General features: G+C 66.9%; 17 protein-coding genes. 6 read left to right on the top strand and 11 right to left on the bottom strand.

Annotated elements, in window-relative coordinates:
• Nucleotides 1-102 precede the first annotated feature (102 nt).
• A complete protein-coding gene (locus M1E01_RS13665) occupies nucleotides 103-1,428 on the top strand; it encodes a cysteine desulfurase (protein ID WP_457972114.1) in 1,326 nt (441 codons plus the stop codon).
• Nucleotides 1,429-1,459: 31 nt separating this feature from the next.
• On the top strand, nucleotides 1,460-1,909 hold the full coding sequence (gene sufU, locus M1E01_RS13660) for a Fe-S cluster assembly sulfur transfer protein SufU (RefSeq protein WP_457972113.1): 450 nt from the start codon (nucleotides 1,460-1,462) through the stop codon (nucleotides 1,907-1,909).
• A 57-nt stretch (nucleotides 1,910-1,966) separates the two neighbouring features.
• On the opposite strand, the gene M1E01_RS13655 is transcribed toward sufU, so the two are convergent.
• Genes M1E01_RS13655 through M1E01_RS13645 form a run of 3 tightly spaced genes read right to left on the bottom strand, consistent with a single transcriptional unit; the run spans nucleotide 1,967 to nucleotide 4,322 of the window.
• Nucleotides 1,967-2,188: an SCO4848 family membrane protein gene (locus M1E01_RS13655; RefSeq protein WP_457972112.1), complete on the bottom strand. Its 222-nt coding sequence runs from the start codon at nucleotides 2,186-2,188 to the stop codon at nucleotides 1,967-1,969.
• A gap of 2 nt (nucleotides 2,189-2,190) precedes the next feature.
• A complete protein-coding gene (locus tag M1E01_RS13650) occupies nucleotides 2,191-2,688 on the bottom strand; it encodes a DUF2505 domain-containing protein (RefSeq protein ID WP_457972111.1) in 498 nt (165 codons plus the stop codon).
• A gap of 47 nt (nucleotides 2,689-2,735) precedes the next feature.
• A complete protein-coding gene (locus M1E01_RS13645) occupies nucleotides 2,736-4,322 on the bottom strand; it encodes an SDR family oxidoreductase (protein WP_457974970.1) in 1,587 nt (528 codons plus the stop codon).
• A 286-nt stretch (nucleotides 4,323-4,608) separates the two neighbouring features.
• Here M1E01_RS13645 and mfd point away from each other — a divergent pair, with 286 nt between their 5' ends.
• Both mfd and M1E01_RS13635 read left to right on the top strand, forming a co-directional pair.
• Nucleotides 4,609-8,274, top strand: coding sequence for a transcription-repair coupling factor (gene mfd, locus M1E01_RS13640; RefSeq protein ID WP_457972110.1), 3,666 nt, complete (start codon nucleotides 4,609-4,611; stop codon nucleotides 8,272-8,274).
• A 7-nt stretch (nucleotides 8,275-8,281) separates the two neighbouring features.
• The gene (locus M1E01_RS13635) at nucleotides 8,282-9,103 is read left to right on the top strand and encodes a metal-dependent hydrolase (RefSeq protein WP_457974969.1); all 822 of its coding nucleotides are present in this window, start codon (nucleotides 8,282-8,284) and stop codon (nucleotides 9,101-9,103) included.
• Between the two features lie 87 nt (nucleotides 9,104-9,190).
• Here M1E01_RS13635 and M1E01_RS13630 read toward each other — a convergent pair whose 3' ends face one another.
• The 6 genes from M1E01_RS13630 to nirB form a co-directional block, all read right to left on the bottom strand.
• A complete protein-coding gene (locus M1E01_RS13630; RefSeq protein WP_457972109.1) occupies nucleotides 9,191-9,424 on the bottom strand; it encodes a hypothetical protein in 234 nt (77 codons plus the stop codon).
• 50 nt (nucleotides 9,425-9,474) lie between these two features.
• Nucleotides 9,475-10,215, bottom strand: coding sequence for a deoxyribose-phosphate aldolase (gene deoC, locus M1E01_RS13625; RefSeq protein ID WP_457972108.1), 741 nt, complete (start codon nucleotides 10,213-10,215; stop codon nucleotides 9,475-9,477).
• 109 nt (nucleotides 10,216-10,324) lie between these two features.
• On the bottom strand, nucleotides 10,325-11,227 hold the full coding sequence (locus M1E01_RS13620) for an FAD-dependent oxidoreductase (RefSeq protein WP_457972107.1): 903 nt from the start codon (nucleotides 11,225-11,227) through the stop codon (nucleotides 10,325-10,327).
• Between the two features lie 202 nt (nucleotides 11,228-11,429).
• Entirely contained in the window at nucleotides 11,430-12,593 is a 1,164-nt protein-coding gene (locus M1E01_RS13615; RefSeq protein ID WP_457972106.1) for a uroporphyrinogen-III synthase, read from the bottom strand.
• A gap of 5 nt (nucleotides 12,594-12,598) precedes the next feature.
• A complete protein-coding gene (cobA, locus tag M1E01_RS13610) occupies nucleotides 12,599-13,633 on the bottom strand; it encodes a uroporphyrinogen-III C-methyltransferase (RefSeq protein ID WP_457972105.1) in 1,035 nt (344 codons plus the stop codon).
• A 1-nt stretch (nucleotide 13,634) separates the two neighbouring features.
• Complete coding sequence (nirB, locus tag M1E01_RS13605; RefSeq protein ID WP_457972104.1) at nucleotides 13,635-16,295, bottom strand: nitrite reductase large subunit NirB; 2,661 nt, start codon at nucleotides 16,293-16,295, stop codon at nucleotides 13,635-13,637.
• A gap of 293 nt (nucleotides 16,296-16,588) precedes the next feature.
• Here nirB and nirD point away from each other — a divergent pair, with 293 nt between their 5' ends.
• Nucleotides 16,589-16,954 (top strand): nitrite reductase small subunit NirD, encoded by a 366-nt coding sequence (gene nirD, locus M1E01_RS13600; protein WP_457972103.1) that lies wholly within the window; start codon nucleotides 16,589-16,591, stop codon nucleotides 16,952-16,954.
• Nucleotides 16,955-16,963: 9 nt separating this feature from the next.
• Here the strand turns inward: nirD and M1E01_RS13595 are convergent, their stop codons facing one another.
• Nucleotides 16,964-18,721, bottom strand: a complete 1,758-nt coding sequence (locus M1E01_RS13595) for a phospho-sugar mutase (RefSeq protein WP_457972102.1) — start codon at nucleotides 18,719-18,721, stop codon at nucleotides 16,964-16,966.
• A gap of 84 nt (nucleotides 18,722-18,805) precedes the next feature.
• Nucleotides 18,806-19,624 (bottom strand): purine-nucleoside phosphorylase, encoded by an 819-nt coding sequence (locus tag M1E01_RS13590; protein WP_457972101.1) that lies wholly within the window; start codon nucleotides 19,622-19,624, stop codon nucleotides 18,806-18,808.
• A 128-nt stretch (nucleotides 19,625-19,752) separates the two neighbouring features.
• On the opposite strand from M1E01_RS13590, the gene M1E01_RS13585 reads away from it, so the two are divergent.
• On the top strand, nucleotides 19,753-21,168 hold the full coding sequence (locus M1E01_RS13585) for an NAD(P)H-quinone dehydrogenase (protein WP_457972100.1): 1,416 nt from the start codon (nucleotides 19,753-19,755) through the stop codon (nucleotides 21,166-21,168).
• The last annotated feature ends 27 nt before the right edge of the window (nucleotides 21,169-21,195 follow it).

Below are 21,195 nucleotides of genomic sequence, written 5' to 3'. Positions count from 1 at the left end.
AGTCCACCCCGGCGCAGTCCAACCCAGCACAGCCTAAGCCATGGCCAATACTGCCCTGTGGGACAATTGAGGGGTACCTTAAGGCATCCCCAAGGAGTCCCATTGGCCGTAGTAGCAACGCCAACCACGCTGGAACGTGCCCTTCCTGCGATGGACAACTCGGAGGTCCTCAGGATCCGGAACGACTTTCCCATCCTGGACCAGCTCGTCAACGGCCGTCCGCTGGTCTATCTGGACTCCGGCGCCACCTCACAGAATCCCGTGAGCGTGATTGAGGCCGAACAGGAATTCTACGAGCAGCGGAATGCCGCCGTGCACCGCGGGGCCCACCACCTCGCCGTGGAAGCTACGGAGGTGTTCGAGGACGCCCGGCAGACGGTCGCTGATTTCGTAGGAGCGCAGTACGAGGAAATCGTCTGGACCTCCAACGCGACGGAAGGCTTGAACCTCATCAGCTATGCGTTGTCCAACGCCACTCTCTGGGCTGCGCAGAACCGCGGCGATGCGCGGCTGCGGGAGCTGGCTCTCGGTCCGGGAGACGAGATCGTGGTCACCGAAATGGAGCACCACGCGAACCTCATTCCCTGGCAGGAGCTTGCCTTCCGGACCGGCGCCACCCTGCGCTACATTCCCATTGACGACGCCGGAAGACTGCAGCTGGACCAGGCCTCGGACATCGTGGGGGAGCGAACCAGGCTTCTCGCCTTCACTCACGCCTCCAATGTGCTTGGAACCATCAACCCGGTCCGGGACCTTGTGGCTCTGGCCCGGCGTGCCGGTGCCCTGGTGGTGCTTGATGCGTGCCAGTCCGCGCCGCACCTGCCCCTCAAAGTCACGGAGCTGGACGTCGACTTCGCCGTCTTCTCAAGCCACAAGATGCTGGGCCCCACCGGCATCGGCGTGTTGTATGGCAAGCAGGACCTCCTGGACGTGCTGCCCCCGTTCCTGACTGGCGGGTCGATGATCACCACCGTGAGCATGGAACGGGCCGACTATCTGCCGGCGCCACAGAGGTTCGAGGCCGGAACGCAGAAAATTTCGCAGGCCGTAGCCCTCGCCGCCGCCGTCAATTACCTCACCGAGACCGGCCTGGACCGGGTGCACCGCTGGGAGTCCGAACTCGGCCAGCGCATGGTGGCCGGGCTTGAAGCCATCGACGGCATCCGTGTTCTCGGCCCGGCTGCCGGCCAGGACCGGATTGGCCTTGCGGCGTTCGACGTCGCCGGTGTTCACGCGCACGACGTCGGACAGTTCCTGGATGCGCGCGGCATCGCCGTTCGCGTCGGTCACCACTGCGCCCAGCCGCTGCACCGCCGCCTGGGCCTCACGGCCACCACGCGGGCCAGCGCCTATCTGTATAACACCACCGACGACGTGGACGAGTTCCTGGACGCTGTGTCCGGAGTCCGCGCCTACTTCCGCGCCTAGTGCCGGCACCCCTGAAGGCAGGTAACGCAGCATGAGCCTTGACCAGCTTTACCAGCAAATCATTCTGGACCACTCCAAAGCGCGGCATGGCAGCGGTCTGTCCGAAAGGGCTGCCCCCGACGGCGCCTCCACCGGGCAGTCGCATCAGCTGAACCCGGTCTGCGGTGATGAGGTGACCGTGCGGGTTGCGGTGGACCACGGGACCGTTTCCCAGGTGGCATGGGACGGGGCCGGCTGCTCCATCTCCATGGCATCTGCCTCCGTCCTCAGTGAGATGGCGGAAGGCATGTCCGTGGACGAACTGCGCGAGGTGATCGGCAGCTTCCGGAACGTCCTCCGCTCGCGCGGCAAGGTCCAGGCGGACCCCGAGGTGCTGGGCGACGCCGCCGCATTCGAAGGTGTGTCCCGCTACGCCGCGCGGGTGAAGTGCGCGATGATCTCCTGGGTCGCCGCAGAGGACGCCCTCAACCAGGCAGCCTAGCCGTTACACAGGGACCGGCTGTGCAGTCAAGGGTTAGCTGCACAGCCGGACAGCCCGCTAGCCGAACAGGCCTGCGATACCGATGCCGGCCGTGGCCGCGCCCAGAACCATGGACACTGCCACCAGCACAACGTGGACGGTGAGGAATTTCGTCGCCTTGCCTTCAGCGTCCCGCCCCCTCGGATCCTTCATCACGCGGCGCAGGAACTGCGGCCAGACCACGAGCGACCAGACACCCGCAATGATCAGGACCCAGGCCAGAAGAGCGGGGATTTCCATCCCTAATGGCTTTCGAGCCAGGCCTGGGCCTGCTGGGACTGGATGTTCAGCGCCTTGCCCACCATCGGTTCGGCGGCTTCGGCGATCTTCCCGCCCAGGAACGGCACGGAGGACGTGACGTTGCCCTCAAGCTCAACGCGCGTGCTGCCGCCGTCTGCAACGAGCCGCTGGACAGCAGAGACATCGATCGGAGCGCCGGCAATCTTGAGGGAGATGTTGCTCTGCCGTGAGCCGTCAGCGCCCGGGGCGTCCCAGTTCTCCACCTGGGTTACCTTCAGGGTGTCGCCAACGAACTTGCGGGCGATTTCCGGGAGCCGGGTGGTGGGGAGGGTGCGCACGGACGTGGTGCTGAAGGCTCCAGCAACGTCACCGTCCACCGTGAAGGAATCGAGGCTGCCTCCCACGTATTCGCTGGTGTGCCGCTGGAACTCCTCGTTGGTGAAAACTGCGGTGACGCTGTCGACGCCGTGGGGAAGGGTAGTGGATGCACTCAGTGCCATGGATCCTCCATTGGGGTGGGGTCAGAACGCTTTTTGCTCCACACATCCTACGGGGTTGCCTGCGTCTCCTTGGAATCGGGCTCATCTGCGGCCGGCGCAGTGCCTGACTCTCCGCCTGGCCCCCGGCGGGCGGCTTCCGTGGCGGCGATCTTCCTGGCGGCCGCTGTGATGTTGCGTGCCATGGCCGGAAATATGAGGCTGTGGAATGGCAGCACCGCCAGCCAGTAGAGCCGCCCGCTCAGGCCCTTGGGGAAGAAGATGGCCCGCTGGCGGTAGCGGCTCCCGCTCCCGCCGGACTCTACTGAGAGCTCCAGCCAGGCGCGTCCGGGAGCCCGCATCTCGGCCCGAAGCCGGAGCAGCCGGCCCCGGTCGATCCGTTCCACCCGCCACCAGTCCACCACTTCCCCCGCGACGAGGCGGTGGGGATGCCGGCGCCCGCGGAGCAGGCCCGCTCCGCCGGAGAGCTTGTCCAGCCAGCCCCGCACGCTCCAGGCCAACGGCAGTGAGTACCAGCCGTTGCGCCCCCCAATGCCCTCGATGACGGTCCAGACATGGCCGGGGCCCACGTCGCCGTGGAAAGTACGCTCATCCACATACACCTTGTGCCCGGCCCACTCCGGGTCGCTGGGCAGCGGATCGGCGTCCGCTCCCGCATTGGCCCACGTCGTCTCCACCTGCCCATCGCGTTCCTTGCCCAGCGCAAGCGCCACGGCCTTGCGGTAGCCGGTCAGACCGCCGTCGGGCATTTTGATGTAGTTGTCGATGTCGTGTTCGGACGAGACGGCGTCGTGCTGCAGCGACTGCACCAGGGGCACGGACATGGACAGCGGTATAGGGGTCACGAGTGCCACCCAGAGGCCGGCCAGCCTGGGGGCGGGGATGGGGAGCGCCAGGACTAGGCGCAGCGGCAGCCCCGCCTCGGCTGCGTACTCCTTCATCATTCCGGCATAGCTCAGGACGTCCCGGGAACCGACGTCAAAGGTCCGGTTGAGGGGTTCCGTCAGGGAGGCAGCCGCCACCAGGTAGTGCAGCACGTCCCGCACGGCGATCGCCTCGATCCGGTTCCGCACCCAGCTGGGGGCCGGCATGACCGGGAGCGTTTCCGCGAGGTGCCGGATCATTTCGAAGGATGCGGAGCCGGATCCAATAACCACGCCGGCCTGGAACACGATGGCGTCCACCGGGCCGGACAGGAAGACTTCGCCCACGGCCTCGCGTGAGCGCATGTGCGTGGACAGGCCGGTGTTGCGGGGGTGCAGGCCGCCCAGGTACACGATCCGCTGCACGCCGGCGGCAGCAGCGGAATCGGCCACGAGTTCCGCCATGGACTTTTCCTTGGCTTCGAAGCCGGACCCCGCCGCCATCGAATGCACGAGGTAGTAGAGGACCTCCACGCCCTTCATGGCCTCGGTGAGTGCGGGCGCGTCGTCGAGGCTGGAACGCACCACTTCCACATCGTGAAACCAGGGTATGCCGGCGATCTTCTCGGCAGAGCGCACCAGCACCTTGACCCGGTGCCCTGCATCGAGCAGGCGCGGGACCAGCCGGCCGCCGATGTAGCCGGTGGCGCCGGTGACCAGCACCGTCCGGCCGTTGCTGCCCGGCGGGCGGTGGCCCGGCTCGCTGTTTTTCACCCTGCTCTCTGCCCGGCGGGCATTGGCGCTGCTGTTTCCGGTCTGGTCGCTGGTCTGCTCGCTCACGCGGGTCTCCTAGGGTGGCGGCTTTGCCAGGCTCAACATCACCTGGCAAGCAAGCCTAGCAACGGTGGAATGCAGTGTGGGGCAGAGGCGTGCAGCCCCGGTAGAGGTTCGGAATGCAGCCGGGCCCCGGCAGGGGTAGGCTGGGATGACCCGGCATTCTCGCGAATTCCGGGTTTTCGTGTTGCCTGTGCTCGACGTGAATACTCCAGGAGATCCATCCATGAGCCCCACCGGCCAGCCAAGCAAAGGCCCGTCCCTGAGCGGCCTGCGACGCGCCCTTGCCGCAGACAAGACTTTTGCCCGCGTACAGGCGGAGGCGTCCCGGAGCTTCGGCATCCGCAGCGAGGACTACCAGATCAGCGCCCCCGCCGGCTTGCGCGCGGTGCTGCTGGCGGAGATGGCGGAAGGGCTGGAGAATGCCGACGGCGGGCCCGGCATCGTGCTCGCCGTGACCGCCACCGGCCGCGAGGCCGAGGATCTCGCCGCCGCGCTGCGCGCCTACCTTCCCGCCGACGCCGTGGCGGAGTTCCCCAGCTGGGAGACCCTGCCGCACGAGCGGCTGTCGCCGCGTTCGGACACGGTGGGGCGGCGGCTTTCGGTGCTGCGCCGGCTTGCGCATCCGGAGACTGCGACGGCGGGACCCCTCCGGGTTGTGGTCGCTCCGGTCCGCGCCGTGGTCCAGCCGATTGTCGCGGGGCTGGGTGAGCTTGTACCGGTCACCCTGAAGGTGGGCCAGGAAGTGCCCTTCAACGACGTGATTCGCAGCCTCGCTGACGCCGCTTACGCCCGGGTGGACATGGTGACGCACCGCGGTGAGTTTGCCGTTCGCGGCGGCATCCTGGATGTCTTCCCGCCCACCGAAGACCACCCCATCCGTGTGGAGTTCTTCGGCGACGAGGTGGACCAGATGCGCTGGTTCGCCGTCGCGGACCAGCGCTCGCTGTCCTCACCCGGGCTCCACCACCCCACGGAGCTTCATGCGCCGCCGTGCCGTGAAGTCCTCATTACACCGTCGGTGATGTCCCGGGCGGCGACGCTCAAATCCCAGCTCCCAGCGGCAGCGGACATGCTGGAGAAAATCGCCGGCGGCATCGCTGTGGAGGGCATGGAGTCCCTCGCACCGGTGCTCGTCGATGCCATGGTGCCCTTCATGGAACAGTTGCCCGCCGGGTCCATTTCCGTAATGATCGAACCGGAGAAGGTCCGCACCCGCGCCCACGACCTCGCAGCCACCAACGAGGAGTTCCTTGAAGCGGCCTGGTCCACGGCATCGGAGGGCGGAACTGCGCCTTTGGCGCTGGACACTGTTCTGGGCTCCCGAGCCTCCGAAGCCCTGCACTCGGCCAGCTTCCGCTCACTGACCCAAACCCGTTCCGCTGCCCTCGAACATCACGTCTCCTGGTGGTCCATCACGTCACTGGCCACCGACGAAGAACTGACGGACATCAACGTGCTTAACCTGCACGCCCGTGAACCCCGCGGTTATCAGGGCGACGTCGCGGAGATGATGGACTTCATCGGCTCCCATGTGCGGGACCAGTGGCGGATCGTCGTGGCCACGGAAGGACCGGGTCCGGCCCAGCGCCTTGCCGAGCTGTTCCACGACGCCAACATCCCCTGCACGCGGGTGGAGTCCTTGGACCACGAGCCCCAGGCGGGCATCATCGAGGTGACCACTGCCGCCGTCGGACGCGGTTTTGTCCTGGACGGACTGAAACTGGGACTCCTCACGGAAGCGGACCTGCTCGGACGGACGTCCGCAGCCTCCACGAAGGACATGCGCCGCATGCCGTCCAAGCGGCGGAACGCGGTGGACCCGCTGCAACTGCTGGCCGGGGACCACGTGGTACACGAACAGCACGGCATCGGCAGGTTCGTGGAGCTCATCCAACGCAAGGTGGCTGGCGGGGGCGACGGCGTGCGCGAGTACCTCGTGCTGGAGTACGCCCCGTCCAAGCGCGGTGCCCCCGGTGACAGGCTGTTCGTTCCCACCGACCAGCTGGACCAGGTGACGCGCTACGTGGGCGGCGACGCGCCGGTGCTCAGCAAGATGGGCGGGGCCGACTGGGCCAGCACCAAATCCAAGGCCCGCAAGGCCGTCAAGGAAATCGCCGGCGAACTCATCCGGCTGTACTCGGCGCGGATGGCGTCCCGCGGGCACGCCTTCGCCCCAGACACCCCGTGGCAGCGCGAACTGGAAGAAGCCTTCCCGTACGTGGAGACCCCGGACCAGCTGACCACCATCAACGAGGTCAAGGCGGACATGGAGCGGGAAATTCCCATGGACCGGCTGGTCTCCGGCGACGTGGGCTACGGCAAGACAGAAATTGCCGTCCGCGCCGCGTTCAAAGCCGTGCAGGACGGCAAGCAGGTGGCCGTCCTCGTCCCCACCACGCTGCTCGCGCAGCAGCATTACGAGACATTCACAGAGCGCTTCTCCGGCTTCCCGCTCAGCGTGAAGCCCCTGTCCCGCTTCCAGAGCTCGAAGGAGGCCAAGGAAACAGCGGAAGGCGTCAAGAACGGAACCGTGGACGTTGTCATCGGCACCCACCGGCTCCTCTCCAAGGACTTTGGCTTCAAGGACCTGGGACTCGTGATTGTGGATGAGGAGCAGCGCTTCGGCGTGGAACACAAGGAAGCGCTCAAAAAGATGCGCACCAATGTGGACGTCCTCGCGATGAGTGCCACCCCCATTCCGCGTACGCTGGAAATGTCGCTGACCGGCATCCGCGAAACCTCCACTCTGGCCACGCCCCCGGAGGAACGGCACCCGGTGCTGACATACGTGGGGCCATACACCGACAAGCAGACCTCAGCCGCGATCCGGCGTGAACTGATGCGCGAAGGCCAGGTGTTCCTGGTCCACAACCGCGTGTCCACCATCGAGCGGACGGCCGCCAAGATCCGCGAACTGGTCCCGGAGGCGCGGGTGGAGGTGGCGCACGGTCAGATGTCGGAGAGCCGCCTGGAGCAGATCATCGTGGACTTCTGGGAGAAGCGCTTCGACGTCCTGGTCTGCACCACCATCATCGAAACCGGCCTGGACATCTCCAACGCCAACACCCTGATCGTGGACGGCGCAGACAAGTACGGCCTGTCGCAGCTGCACCAGCTGCGCGGCCGTGTGGGGCGCGGACGTGAGCGGGCGTATGCCTACTTCCTCTATCCCTCCGAGAAGCCGCTGGGAGAAGTGGCCCTGGAGCGGCTCAAGGCGGTGGCCAGCCACAACGAACTCGGCGCGGGCATGCAGCTGGCCATGAAGGACCTGGAAATCCGCGGCGCGGGCAACCTGCTCGGCGGTGAACAGTCCGGCCACATCCAGGGCGTCGGCTTCGACCTCTACATCCGGCTGGTAGGCGAAGCTGTGGCGGACTACCGCGGCGAGACCGAGGAAAAGGCCGCCGAGATGAAGATCGAGCTGCCGGTCAACGCCCACCTGCCGCACGACTACGTTCCAGGTGAACGGCTCCGGCTGGAGGCCTACCGGAAGCTGGCTGCCGCGCTCACCAACGAGGCGATTGACGAGGTCCTGGCCGAACTCGTGGACCGCTACGGCGAGCCGCCGCTGCCGGCGCAGAACCTCGTGGCGGTGGCACGCTTCCGGGTCGGCGCGCGCGAAGCCGGCCTGACCGACATCGCCCTGCAGGGGAACTTCATCAGGTTCTCACCCGCCCAGCTCCCGGAGTCCAAGACCATGCGGCTGAACCGCATGTATCCGGGCGCCCAGACCAAACCTGCACTGGACGCCGTTCTGATTCCGAAGCCGAAGACAGCCAGGATCGGCGGCCGGGATCTCCAGGACGCCGAGATCCTGGACTGGGCCAACGGAGTGATCCGCAACATCTTCTCCGACGCTCCGCTCGCCGCGCCGGCCCTGGGCGGCTGAGCCTGTGATGGGAGGACACCACGCCGCGTCAGGTGCCGCGGCGTGGGTGGCTGTTGCCTCAACGGGGCACTACGCATTCGGCTGGTATCCGCTGGATGCCACCGGAGTGCTGATCGGCGGCATGGCGACGGCGGGAACCGCATTGGTCTGCGACTGGGACCACCGTTCCAGCACCATCGCGCACTCTCTGCCGCCCCTGTCCAATGCCATTGCCCGAGGCATCGAAAACGCCAGCGGAGGGCACCGCCAGGGAACGCATTCCGTCCTGGGCGCGGCGTTCTTCGTCGTGCTCGCCGCGATGGCCGGCCAGATCCAGCTGCAGACGGACTGGGGCCTGCTTTCCGTGGGCGCCGGACTGGTGTGCATGTTCATGATCAACATCGCGGCCAAGGCGCTCAAGCTGTTTCCCAAGTCAGGCTTCATCAGCAACTGGGTCTTCGCCCTGGTCATGGCAGGCCTCGTGACCTGGTTTGCCCCGGACCAGTGGACCTGGCTTCCGGTGTCCATGTTGATCGGCGTCGTGGTTCACATTGTCGGGGACCTCGTCACCACGGGCGGCGTGCCGCTGCTGTGGCCGCTGGTCATCAAACCGCCGCGAGTCCTGCGGCGGCTGCCACTGCTGAAGAACATCTGGCGCCCGAACGGAGCCCTGTCCATTCCCATCCTTGGACGCGCCGGGTCGCGGCGGGAGTGGCTGGTGCTCATCCCGGTGAGCGCGTACGCGATGGTGGGCATGAGCCTCGCGGCATGGTCGCTGGCGGGCGCCTACTATCCGACCGCCCTCGCGCTGCTCGGCCCCCTAGTAGGCGCACTGCCGGGCATGCCCTGAGGCGAGACACTCGGGGGCGGCTTTAAAGGCTGCAGCCCCCGGAACGTTCCGGGGGCTGCATCCTTTAAGCGGTCTCGGCAGGCAGGCTCAGTGCTCCCCGGCGGAGTCCGAGCGGCCCGTGATGGTCTGCGGGATCCAGAAGGCGAGGGCGAACAGGCCAAGGCACACGGCCATCGGCCAGGGGTTGTCCAGCGACAGGAAAGTCAGCGAGTAGATGGCTCCCAGGAACAGGGCCATCATCACTACGAACAGGAAAACGCTGGTGACCAGGCTGTTCTCGTTCTGGGGTGTCTGAACCTGCGCATCGATCTTGCTGGACATTCATTCCTCCTCGGCCCCGGGGGGCTCAAACTGTGGATGCCGCCGGGGGATCAGTAGGCGGACGAACCCTGTTCGCCCTTGATGATCGCAATTCCGGAGCTGGCACCAATACGTGTTGCACCTGCAGCAATCATAGCCTGAGCGTCAGCCAGGGAACGCACTCCGCCGGAGGCCTTCACACCTACTGCCGGGCCCACGGTGCGACGCATCAGGACAATGTCTTCAACGGTTGCGCCTCCGCCATTGAAGCCGGTGGACGTCTTGACGAAGTCCGCTCCAGCCTCCACGGCCGCCTCGCAGGCCAGGATCTTCTGGTCATCGCTGAGCAGGGCAGTCTCGATGATGACCTTCAGGATCGCTTCGCCGCCATGGACAGCCTCGGCTACGGCCTTGATATCGTCCACCAGGGCGCCCTTGTCCGAGGAGCGCGCATCAGCGATATTGATGACCATGTCCACCTCATCCGCCCCGTCGAGCACCGCGCCGCGCGCCTCGAACGCCTTGACGTCGCTGGGAGTGGCTCCCAGCGGGAACCCGACCACGGAGCATGTCAGCACACCGCTGCCCTTGAGCGCCTTCTTGACAGTCTTCACCCAGACAGGGTTGACGCAGACCGACTTGAACCTGTACTCGGCGGCCTCGGCGCAGACCTTGAGGATCTCGGCCGCGCTGGCTTCAGGCTTCAGCAGCGTGTGGTCGATGTAGGACGCGATGGTGGACGGTGCAGCGCCGGCAGGGGTTCCTGCGGGGCTGGTTGCGGTGCCCGCTCCCGGGCTGGCTTCATTGCTCATGCTGGTCCTTTCCAAAGGCCTTGGAGGCCACAGGTGCCGCGGGTGTCGCTGCTCCCTGCGTGACCATCTTGCCATAGCCCGGGGCGCTTGCCCTGGCTGCCACCATCGGCTAAGCGGCGGCACCCAGCCGGTGCTCCGGGACGGTTGCCGTCAGCGCGGCAGCGCAGGCCCGGGCGGCTGCTTCGGAAGCCACGAGCAGTCCGAGCCTCACCCCGTCAAGGGATGCAGCATCTCCGATTGCCCAGATGCCCGGGATGGAGGACCGGTAGTCCGGGCCGACCACAATTCCGCCGCCCGGGGCCGTTTTCACGCCGGCACCGGCGGCGAGGCTGTCGCGGGCAATCCGGTCCTCGGCGAGCACCACGAGGTCACCATTCATGCGGCTGCCGTCATCGAAAACGATTCCGGCGGCGGGCAGCACGGAACCGGCCAGGGTGGGAACGACGGCGGCCGGCCGGGCGGTGGTGCGGACCGGCCGGACGCCGCGGGCGCGGAGCACGGCCTCGGCCTGACCGGCTGCGGCGCCCGTGCCGACCAGAATTCCCAGCGGACGCCGGCCCAGGACCCGGGTGACCTCTTTTACGGCATCGCCAATCCGGGCGGCATCCTCGATGGTGGAGTAGCTGAGGCAGCGGCTGGCTCCCTCGATAGGGGAGTGCGCGGGCGCCGATCCGGTGGCTATGACCAGCTGGTCGTAGCTGAACTCCAAGCCGTCCGCAGTGGTGACAACCCGTGCGGTGGCGTCGATGTGGCTTGCAGGCTGGCCGAAGCGGAGGGAGACAAACGGCAAGGCAGCGAGGTCCAGCAGTTCATGCGGTGCGTCATCCCGGGCGCTGAGCACCGTGACGGAACCCGGGAAGCGGGACGCGGCGAGCTGGCTGATCAGGTTGCACGCGGCGGGGCCTGCGCCGGCGATGATGATTCTGGGTGCAGAGGCGCCTGCCGGGGTGGCTTCAGGACCAGGGCCGGATACTGGAGTGGCGGTGAGCGGAAAATGTGCCGGAACAGACATGTGCGGGCCCTTTCAGATGCTGCAGTAGGGCCGGATGTGTGGCCCTGGTGTGCTGATGGGACCCAGCATAGATGGTGCGTTTTTCGCTCTTGTTTCCCGGCTGTTGCCGTTTTGTCCCCGCCTGTTCCCTGCTTTTTACCGCCCGGCAACAGAAGCCACCCGGCGCCCGGCTACAGCTCAGGCACTTCCGCCGCCTCGTGGGTTAGACGCGGATGCGGTAACCGCGCTTAACCACCGTTTCCACGAGACGCCCGTCCGGAAGCGAGGACCGCAGGCGGCTTACCGTCATGTCAAGGGCATGAACGGATCCGCGCAGCTCGAGCAGCTCGGACAGAGACTCGCGCGACAGCACGGCTCCGCCGGCGCCGAGGAGGGCACGCAGGAGCAGCAGCGGAGCCGGCGCCACCTCCACCGGCTCGCCGTCGATCCGCAGTGAGCGGCCGCGCAGTTCCACGGTGCCAGAGCGTGTCTCGAGGCGGCGCACGTGGTTCAGCGCAAGGTGTTCGCACACCAGCCGGATCAGCGCGCCCATCCGGAACCGCTCCGGAACCAGGGGGGTGATCCCGGCGTCCAGCAGCGGCTGGGCGGTCACGGGACCCACGACGGCTGTGGTGACCGTGGTCTTCAGGCTCTCCACGAGCTGCTGGTACAGGCCCATTTCGTGCGCAGTGCTCCACATGGCGTCCACCGCCGGGGCGCTCGTGAAGGTCAGGACGTCGAGGTTGCCGCTGCAGACAGCCTCGATCAGGCGGGGGAGGCGGTCCGCGCCGTCGGGCTTCACCCAGCGGTAGGGGGTGACTGTCAGGACGGTGGCGCCGGACATCCGGAGACGCTCCAGTTGGCGGACGTCGGTGTAGCCGTGCAGCTGCACGGCCACGGTCTTGCCGCGCACGCCTTCCTGGAGCAGCATGTCCACGAGCGTGGCGGTGGTCTCATCGCTGCTGATTCCGACGTCGGCAAGGCCGGCCGCGCGCACGGCGCCGCGGGCTTTGGGTCCGCGGACGAACATCCTGCAGGAGGCCAGGGTGTCGAGCAGTTCCTCCCCGATCCCGGAAGCATCTGCCGCTTCGCACCAGCGGCGCATGCCGTAGGCGGTGGTGGCGATGCAGAGGTCCGGCTTGGCGGCGATGATCGCCTTGGTGTCCTCGATGAGGCTGATGTCCTCATTGACCGGGGCGATCTTGAGCGCAGGGGCGTGCAGCACCTCGGCGCCGCGGCGTTCCAGGGCCTCGATCAGGTCCCGGGAGCGGCGGTGCGAGGTGACGCCGATCCGGAAACCTTCGAGCGGAGCTTCAGTGGCCTCGGGGGCAGTGGCCTCCTGGGATTCAGTTCCTGGGGCGGGGGCGATGGCGTTCAGTGCACTCATAACCTTCACGATTCCAGCAGGGAGGCCGCCAGGCGGTCAAGATCGGCGGCGGCCTGGGCATGCCCGCGGTTGGCCTCAGCCACCCGCACCACCTCACCGATCACCAGGACGGCGGGATTGCTGCAGCCTGCAGCGGCAGAGGCGATGGTGCCAAGTTCCGCGATGGTGGTGCGCTGGCCCGGACGGTATCCGCGCTCCACCACGGCCATGGGCATGTCGGCGCGCATGCCGGCGCGGCGGAGGCCGGCGGCGAGGTGGTGCAGCGTCCCGATTCCCATAAGGACCACGATAGTGCCACCCAGCCCGGCCAGGTGCGTGAGTTCCTGCTCAGTCAGCGGCGCGTGGCCGGAGACCACGGTGAACATGTGGCTGACCTCGCGGTGCGTCACCGGGATCCCGGCAGCCGCCGGCACGGAGATGGCGCTGGTGACTCCGGAGATCACGCGGACGGGAACGCCGGCTGCCACGCAGGAGGCGACTTCCTCGCCGCCGCGGCCAAAGACGTAGGGGTCCCCGCCCTTAAGGCGGACCACGTTGTTGCCGGCGAGGGCGCTTTCCACCATGAGCTTTTCGATGTCGCCCTGGCTGACCTTGTGGTGGCCGGGTTTTTTGCCTACATCCACCAGTTCGGCCGAGGTCAGGGAGGCGAGCTCCTGATAGGGGGCTAGCCGGTCGTAGAGCACGACGTCGGCGTCGCGCAAGGCGTTGACGGCCGCCACGGTCAGCAGTTCGGTGGTGCCCGGGCCGCCGCCGACCAGCGTCACCTGCCCGGCTGTGCCGGCGGCCGGTTCCGCGGAGACGGGGATGCCGGTAATGCGGCACCGCTCGAGCAGGGGTTCCCAGCCGGGCTGGCCGTCGTTGACGGCGGCGACGAGGAACGGACGCTCAGGCAGGGCACCGTCGCCTGCTGCACCCTGCGGGGTGCTCAGGCGGTAGACGACCGCGCCGGCCGCCTCGTAGCGGCGGACCGCCTGGCGGGCGGCATGGTCTGAACCTGTGACCAGAACGTCACGGCCGGTGAGATCAATGTTGAGCTGCATGCTATACCTCGTTCTCATCCAGCAGTTCGGGAGTGGAGGGCCTCATGGGGATGGAGGCCCCGATCAGGACTGGTTGCTGGGCGGCCAGGGCCTTTTCTTCTGCCGTGGCCGGGCGCATCTGGCCACGTTCGTCGGGGACGAACGTGATGGAGTCGTCCTTCTGGTCCGGAGCGTTGACGAAGGAGCGGAACCGGCGCAGGCGCTCGGGGTCCTTCAGGGTGTCTGCCCACTCGTCAACGTAGGTGTCCACGTGCTTGGCCATGGCCGCCTCGAGCTCTTCGGCGATGCCCAGGGTGTCGTTCACCACGACGTCCTCGACGTGCTTGATGCCGCCGTCGAGCTCCTCCTGCCAGCGTGCGGTGCGCTGCAGGCGGTCGGCAGTGCGGATGTAATACATGAAGTAGCGGTCGATGTACTTGATCAGCGTCGCGTCGTCCAGGTCCTTCGCGAGCAGCTGGGCGTGGGCCGGGGTGGCACCACCGTTGCCGCCGACGTACAGGTTCCAGCCGTCTGCGGTGGCGATCACGCCGACGTCCTTGCCGCGGGCCTCGGCGCATTCCCGGGCGCAGCCGGAGACACCCATCTTGAGCTTGTGCGGGCTGCGCAGGCCGCGGTAACGGAGTTCGAGCTGGATGGCCATGGCCACGGAGTCCTGGACACCGAAGCGGCACCAGGTGGAACCCACGCAGGATTTCACGGTACGAAGGCTCTTGCCGTAGGCCTGGCCGGATTCGAAGCCGGCGTCCACCAGTTCCTTCCAGATTTCCGGAAGCTGCTCCAGCCGGGCGCCGAACATGTCGATGCGCTGGCCGCCGGTGATCTTGGTGTAAAGGCCGTACTTCTCGGCCACGGCAGCGATGACGCCGAGCTTCTTGGGGGTGATCTCGCCGCCGGCAATGCGGGGGACCACCGAGTAGGTGCCGTCCTTCTGCATGTTGGCCAGGGCGCGGTCGTTGGTGTCCTGCAGGGTGCCGCGGCCGGCATCCAGGACGTAGGCGCTGTTCTGGCTGGCCAGGATGTTGGCGATGGTCGGCTTGCAGATGTCGCAGCCGGCGCCGGTGCCGTACTTGGCCATGATTTCTTCGAACGAGGTCAGTTCCAGGACACGGATGGCGTCGAACAGCTCCTGGCGGGACAGCTCGATGTGCTCGCAGAGTGCCTTTGAGACCTCGACGCCGGACTTGGTGAGTTCAGTTTCCAGCAGCTTCTTGAGCATCGGCACGCAGGAACCGCACTGGGTTCCGGCACGGGTGCAGCCCTTCAGCTCGCCCAGTTCCTGAACGGGCGCGTTGCCTTCACAGGCGCCGCAGCCGCTGATGGCGTCACGGATGCTTCCTGCCGTTACGTTGTTGCAGGAGCACAGGGTGGCGTCGTCCGGCAGTTCGGTCTCGGGGGCGTCTCCGCCCCCGGCTGCCGTCAGGTAGGCGCCCGGCTCGGCCGGAAGCTCGCGGCCCAGGAGAGGACGGAGGCTGGTGTACGGGGCGGCGTCGCCGACGAAGATGCCGCCGAGCAGGGTCTTGGCGTCGTCCGTGGTGACGATCTTCTGGTACACGCCGCGGGCGGGGTCCGCGTAGACGATCTCGAGCGCGTGCTCCGTCTTGGCAAAGGCGTCACCGAAGCTGGCGACGTCCACGCCCGACAGCTTCAGCTTGGTGGCGGTATCGAAGCCGGGGAACGTTGCCTCGCCGCCGTGCAGGCGGTCCGCCACGATTTCAGCCATGGTGTTGGCCGGGGCCACGAGGCCAAGGCACATGCCGTCGAAGTTGGCCACTTCACCGATGGCCCAGATGCCGGGTACCTGGGTAGAGCAGTCATCGTTGATGACCACACCGCCGCGGGGGCCAAGGTCGAACAGCGGTTCCTCACCCTCGGCTGCACGGAAGAGCTCATCGCGGGGCTTGACGCCGATGGCGACGATCACGATGTCTGCGGGGATGGTGCGGCCGTCGGCCATCAGCACGCCGGTGACCTGGCCGTCGTCGTCCGCGAGGATCTCCGACGGGAACACGCCGCCGTGGACCTGGAAGCCCTTGGCTTCGATCAGGCGGCCCAGCGCCTGGCCGGCGCCCTCGTCGAGCTGGGTGTTCATGAGCCACGGTGCGCCATTGATGACCACCGGGGTGGCTCCAAGCTGCTCGGTGCCCGCTGCTGATTCCAGGCCCAGCAGGCCGCCGCCGATGGTGACGGCATTGATCTTGCGGCCGAGCTTCGCGGTGAGCTCGGCGATGGACTTGTTGATGGCCCAGACGTCTTCGAGCGTGCGGTAGACGTGCACGTGCTCGGCGCCGGGGATGGGGAGCCTGGCTGCGTCGGAGCCGGTGGCCACAACGAGTTCGTCGTATTCAAAGCGGTGGCCGGCGGCGGTTTCAACGGCCTTGGCGGCGGTGTCGATCTTCACCACGCGCTCGCCGGTCTTCAGTGCGATGGCTTCGTGGTCCCACATTGACGCGGCGCCGAGCGTGAGGTCAACGGTGCTGTCCGTGAGGGCCTTGCTCAGTGCGACCCGGTCGTAGGGCAGGTGCGCTTCTTCCGTAAGTACGGTTACTTGCCAGCCTTCGAGGCCACGGGCATGCATGGCGTCTGCAAAACGGTGGGCAGCCGGGCCGCCGCCGGCGACGACGATGCGGCGCGGTGTCTCTGTGCTTGAAGTCTGTCCGGTCACTTAGGGGCCTTTCGCATGGGCCGCAGACGGTGCTCTGCAGCTTGTCCATCCAGACTAGGCGGGGGCAGTTTCGCTTCAGTTTCCCTTTTGTTTCGCGAACTTAACTTCTGCATCACGAACACGTTTCCGGCCAGGTGAGGTCTCTTTTACGTTCCGGACACAATGACTGCACCACTTTGAAACACCCGGGACCTAAGTTGAATACACCGCCGCACTGGCGGCTGAAGCGGGCGAAAGACGCCTCGCGGAAACCGGCCTTTAGCCGGACAGCAGGCACAGGGAGAGGAGCCGACATGACGGCAACACTGGAACTTGAGGATCTGACCGCCGGGTACGCCACCGGCTGGCACCGGGTCTGCTCCGTAAGCGAACTCGAACCCGCCTGGGGCGAAGCTGCACTCGTCGCCGGCCGCCAGGTGGCACTGTTCCGCACCGCAGCCGGTGAGGTTTTCGCTGTCGCCCAGGAAGACCCCGCTACCGGCGCCATGGTGATGGCACGGGGCATCCTCGGATCCCGCGGCTCCCGCCCCACCATCGCGTCGCCCCTCCACAAGGAGGTTTACGACCTTGAGACGGGTGAGTGCTTTGGGAACCCCGGGCTGCGACTTCCGACCTTCACCGCCCGCATCGACGACGGCTACATCGAGATCGCGCTTTAGGGCCCGGCTTTAAAGCCCCAGCGCCTCACGGACGTCACTAAGGACCTGGTCCAGGGCGGCCCGTGCGGCTGCCCGTGCGTCCGGCAGTTCCGCCGCCGAACCGACGCTGCGGATGACCTCGAGGTAACACTTGAGTTTGGGCTCCGTGCCGCTCGGGCGGATGATCACGCGGGTCAGGTCGCGGGTGAGGTAGAGGAGCCCCTCCGTCGGAGGCAGGTTATCGCTGCCTTCGGCGAGGTCGAGGAATGACTCCACAGCTGAACCCGCGAAGGATTCCGGCGGGCTGACCCGGAGCCGGTTCATCATGGCGTCCAGCAGCCCAAGGTCAGCCACCCGGATGCTCAGCTGGTCGCTCGCGTGCAGCCCGTGGACCAGGTACAGCTCATCCAGGGTGTCAAAGATCGTCTTGCCGTCCGCCTTTGCTGCCGCGGCAAGTTCGGCGACCAGGACGGCAGCCGATATGCCATCCTTGTCCCGGACCAGCTCCGGGGCCACGCAGTAGCCAAGCGCCTCCTCGTACCCGTACAGGAGGCCCGGCACGCGGGAGATCCACTTGAACCCCGTGAGGGTTTCCTCGTGCACATATCCGGCAGCGGCCGCGATGCGGGACAGCAGGCGTGAGGAAACGATCGAATTGGCGAACACGCCGTCGTGCGTTTCCCCAGTGGCAGCGGTGAGCCGGGCAACCACGTGCGCGCCCAGCAGCGCGCCCACTTCATCGCCCCGCAACATCCGCCACGCGCCCGTGTCCGGATCCTTGGCGGCGACTGCGGCGCGGTCGGCGTCGGGATCATTAGCCAGGACAATGTCCGCGCCGGCGTCAGCGGCTGCCGCCAGGGCGAGATCGAGGGCACCCGGTTCCTCCGGGTTGGGAAAGCTGACGGTGGGGAAAGCGGGGTCCGGCACTGCCTGCTCCCTCACCAGCGTGACGTCGGTGAAGCCGGCCGAATTCAGCACGGCCACGGCCGTGTTACCGCCCACCCCGTGCATCGGGGTGAGGACAATCTTGAGGTTTCGGGCCGGGAAAAGGTCCTTTTGTGCGAGTGCCGCGATGGCGGCCTGGTACTTGGCGATGATGTCCGGGCCCAGCACTGTCCAGCCGTCCTCAGCCAATGGGATGGTATCCAGGGAGCCCACCTTGTCGATCTCGGCAGCAATCAGGGCATCGTAGGGCGTTACGATCTGGGCGCCGCGGCCGCTTTCATTCACCGCGTGGCGGCCAAGATAGACCTTGTAGCCGTTGTCCTGCGGCGGGTTGTGGCTTGCTGTGACCATGACTCCGCCGTCACACTCGAGCGCCCGCACGGCATACGCCAGCAGGGGAGTGGGCAGTGCCGCAGGCATCAGGAACGTCTCGAAGCCCGCCGCGGTGAAGATAGCTGCGGACTCGCGGGCGAAGATGTCGGAGTTGTAGCGGGCGTCGAAACCGACGACGGCGCGCGGCCGGGTTCCCGGTGAAGTCTTCTCCACCGCTTCGGCCACGAACCGCGCGAAGCCAGCTGCTGCCCGGCGGACAACGACGCGGTTCATCCGGTTGGGTCCCGGGCCGAGGGCTGCACGGAGCCCCGCGGTGCCGAACTGAAGCGGCCCGCTGAAGCTGTCCTGCAGCTGCTGGCGGGCTGCCGGCGTGCCGGCCTCCGCGAGCGCAATAAGTTCGTTCAGGGCCGAGGACGTGGCGGGATCAGGGTCCGCGGCAGCCCAGGAGCGGGCCGCACTCAGCAGCTGGGAGTCGGCATGCAGCTGGAAGTCGGCATCGGAAGACGTCATGGGTACAAACTATCGTCTAAGCCGCCCTTGGGCGGACGAGCCACAGCCGCGGAGGAGCCAAGGTCCGGTCACGTGCCGGCAGGATCAGAGCCGGGCGATGATTTCCGCCAGCAGCTTGGAGATGCGCGGCGCGGCGGCATGCCCGGCCTCCAGCACTTCCTCATGACTGAGCGGAACGGGGCTGATGCCTGCCGCGAGGTTGGTCACGAGCGAGATCCCGAAGACCTCCATCCCGGCATGTCGCGCAGCAATGGCCTCCAGGGCGGTGGACATGCCGACAAGGTCGGCGCCAATGCGCTTGGCGTACTGCACCTCAGCCGGGGTCTCGTAGTGCGGCCCGGTGAACTGCGCGTAAACGCCTTCGTCGAGCGAGGCATCGACCTCGCGGGCCAGGCCGCGGATGCGCGCCGAGTACAGGTCGGTGAGGTCCACGAACGTGGCGCCTTCCAGCGGCGAAGTGGCGGTGAGATTGATGTGGTCCCTGATCAGGACCGGTGTCCCCGGCGCCCAGTTTTCGTTCAATCCGCCGCAGCCGTTCGTGACCACGAGCGTAGTGCAGCCGGCCGCGGCCGCCGTGCGCACGCCGTGCACCACAGCGCGGACCCCTTTGCCCTCGTAGTAGTGCGTGCGGGCGCCAAGGACCAGCGCCCGTTTTCCTTCCCTGGTCAGCACCGAACGGATGGTGCCCACGTGGCCCTCCACGGCCGGAGGAGAGAAGCCCGGTACTTCACAGGCGGTCAACGTGGCTGTCGTCTCGCCGATCAGGTTGGCGGCCTCTCCCCAGCCGGAGCCGAGCACCAGGGCGATGTCGTGCGATTCGACACCGGTTTCCGCTGCTATGTAGTCGGCGGCGGTGCGGGCTGCCTCGAAGGGATCGATGGTCAGGAATTCCGTATCACTCACTGGTACAAGCTATCGCGCGGCGGCGCGGCTGCGCAGCAGTGCAGCGCCAGAAAGGCAGCTGTCCTGTTCGGGTGGGGCAACCGGAGGTGGTTGGTGGTGCGGCTGGCTTTGCGGGAGAATGGTTGATTGTGACTATGCATCCTGATTTCAGCGCACCCCGAATCGCAATTCTCGGCGGAGGCCCGGGCGGATACGAAGCCGCCATGGTTGCCGCCTCTCTGGGGGCCAAGGTCACGATCATTGAGCGCGCCGGACTCGGCGGCTCCGCCGTGCTGACCGACGTCGTGCCGTCCAAGACATTGATCGCGACGTCGGACCTGATGACCCGCGTCGGAGAGGCGGGAGATCTGGGCGTGAAGTTCGACGTCGACGGCGGCGACTTCGTGCCAGTGATGCGCGCGGATCTGAAGCACATCAATGACCGCCTGCTGGGCCTCGCACGGCAGCAGTCCCGCGACATTCAGGCCGGCTTGGAGCACCAGAACGTCCGCATCCTGGCAGGCTCGGGCAAGCTGCTGGACGGCCGCACCATCGAGGTCCTGACGGCCGAGGGCACGGAAACGGTCGAAGCGGATGCGATCCTGCTGACAGTCGGTGCGCACCCGCGTGAGCTGCCCACCGCCCGGCCGGACGGCGAACGGATCCTCAACTGGGCGCAGATCTACAACCTGGACGAGCTGCCGGAAGAGCTCATCGTGGTGGGCTCCGGTGTCACAGGCGCCGAATTCGCTTCCGCCTACAACGGCCTTGGCTCCAAGGTCACCCTGATCTCAAGCCGCGACCGGGTGCTTCCCGGCTCCGACACTGATGCCGCGGAGGTGCTGGAGGAGGTCTTCGAACGCCGCGGCGTGACCGTCCTGTCCCGGTCCCGTGCCGAGACGGTTGAGCGCACCGGCGACGGCGTCGTAGTCACCCTCGGAGACGGTTCCAAGGTCACCGGCAGCCACTGCCTGGTCTGCGTCGGGTCCATCCCCAACACCGCCGGCATTGGCCTGGAAGAGGCCGGCGTTGCGCTCACCGAGAGCGGACACATCAAGGTCGACGGCGTATCGCGCACCACCGCCCCGAACATCTACGCGGCCGGCGACTGCACCGGCGTCCTTGCGCTGGCCTCTGTTGCCGCCATGCAGGGCCGCATCGCCATTGCCCACATCATCGGCGACAGCGTCACCCCCATCAAGCTTCATCAGGTGGCCTCCAACATCTTCACCTCGCCCGAGATTGCATCAGTGGGCGTTTCGGAAGCCGAGATTGAGTCGGGCAAATACCAGGGCGACATCATCAAGCTCTCCCTGAAGAGCAATGCCCGCGCCAAGATGCGCAACGTCAAGGACGGCTTCGTCAAGATCTTTGCCCGCAAGGGATCGGGCACCGTGATCGGCGGCGTCGTGGTGGGGCCGAATGCCTCCGAGCTGATCTTCGCCATTTCCATTGCGGTGAAGCAGAAGCTGCACGTCGACGACGTGGCCAGCACCTTCACGGTCTACCCGTCCCTCAGCGGCTCGATCTCCGAAGCAGCGCGCCGCCTTCACGTGCATATATAGCACACGGGCCGCATGAAGCATACGGCC

This window comes from Arthrobacter sp. D1-17, assembly GCF_054130535.1.
The sequence above is the reverse complement of the archived record's forward strand: the minus strand, read 5'-3'. Positions and strand labels throughout refer to the sequence as shown.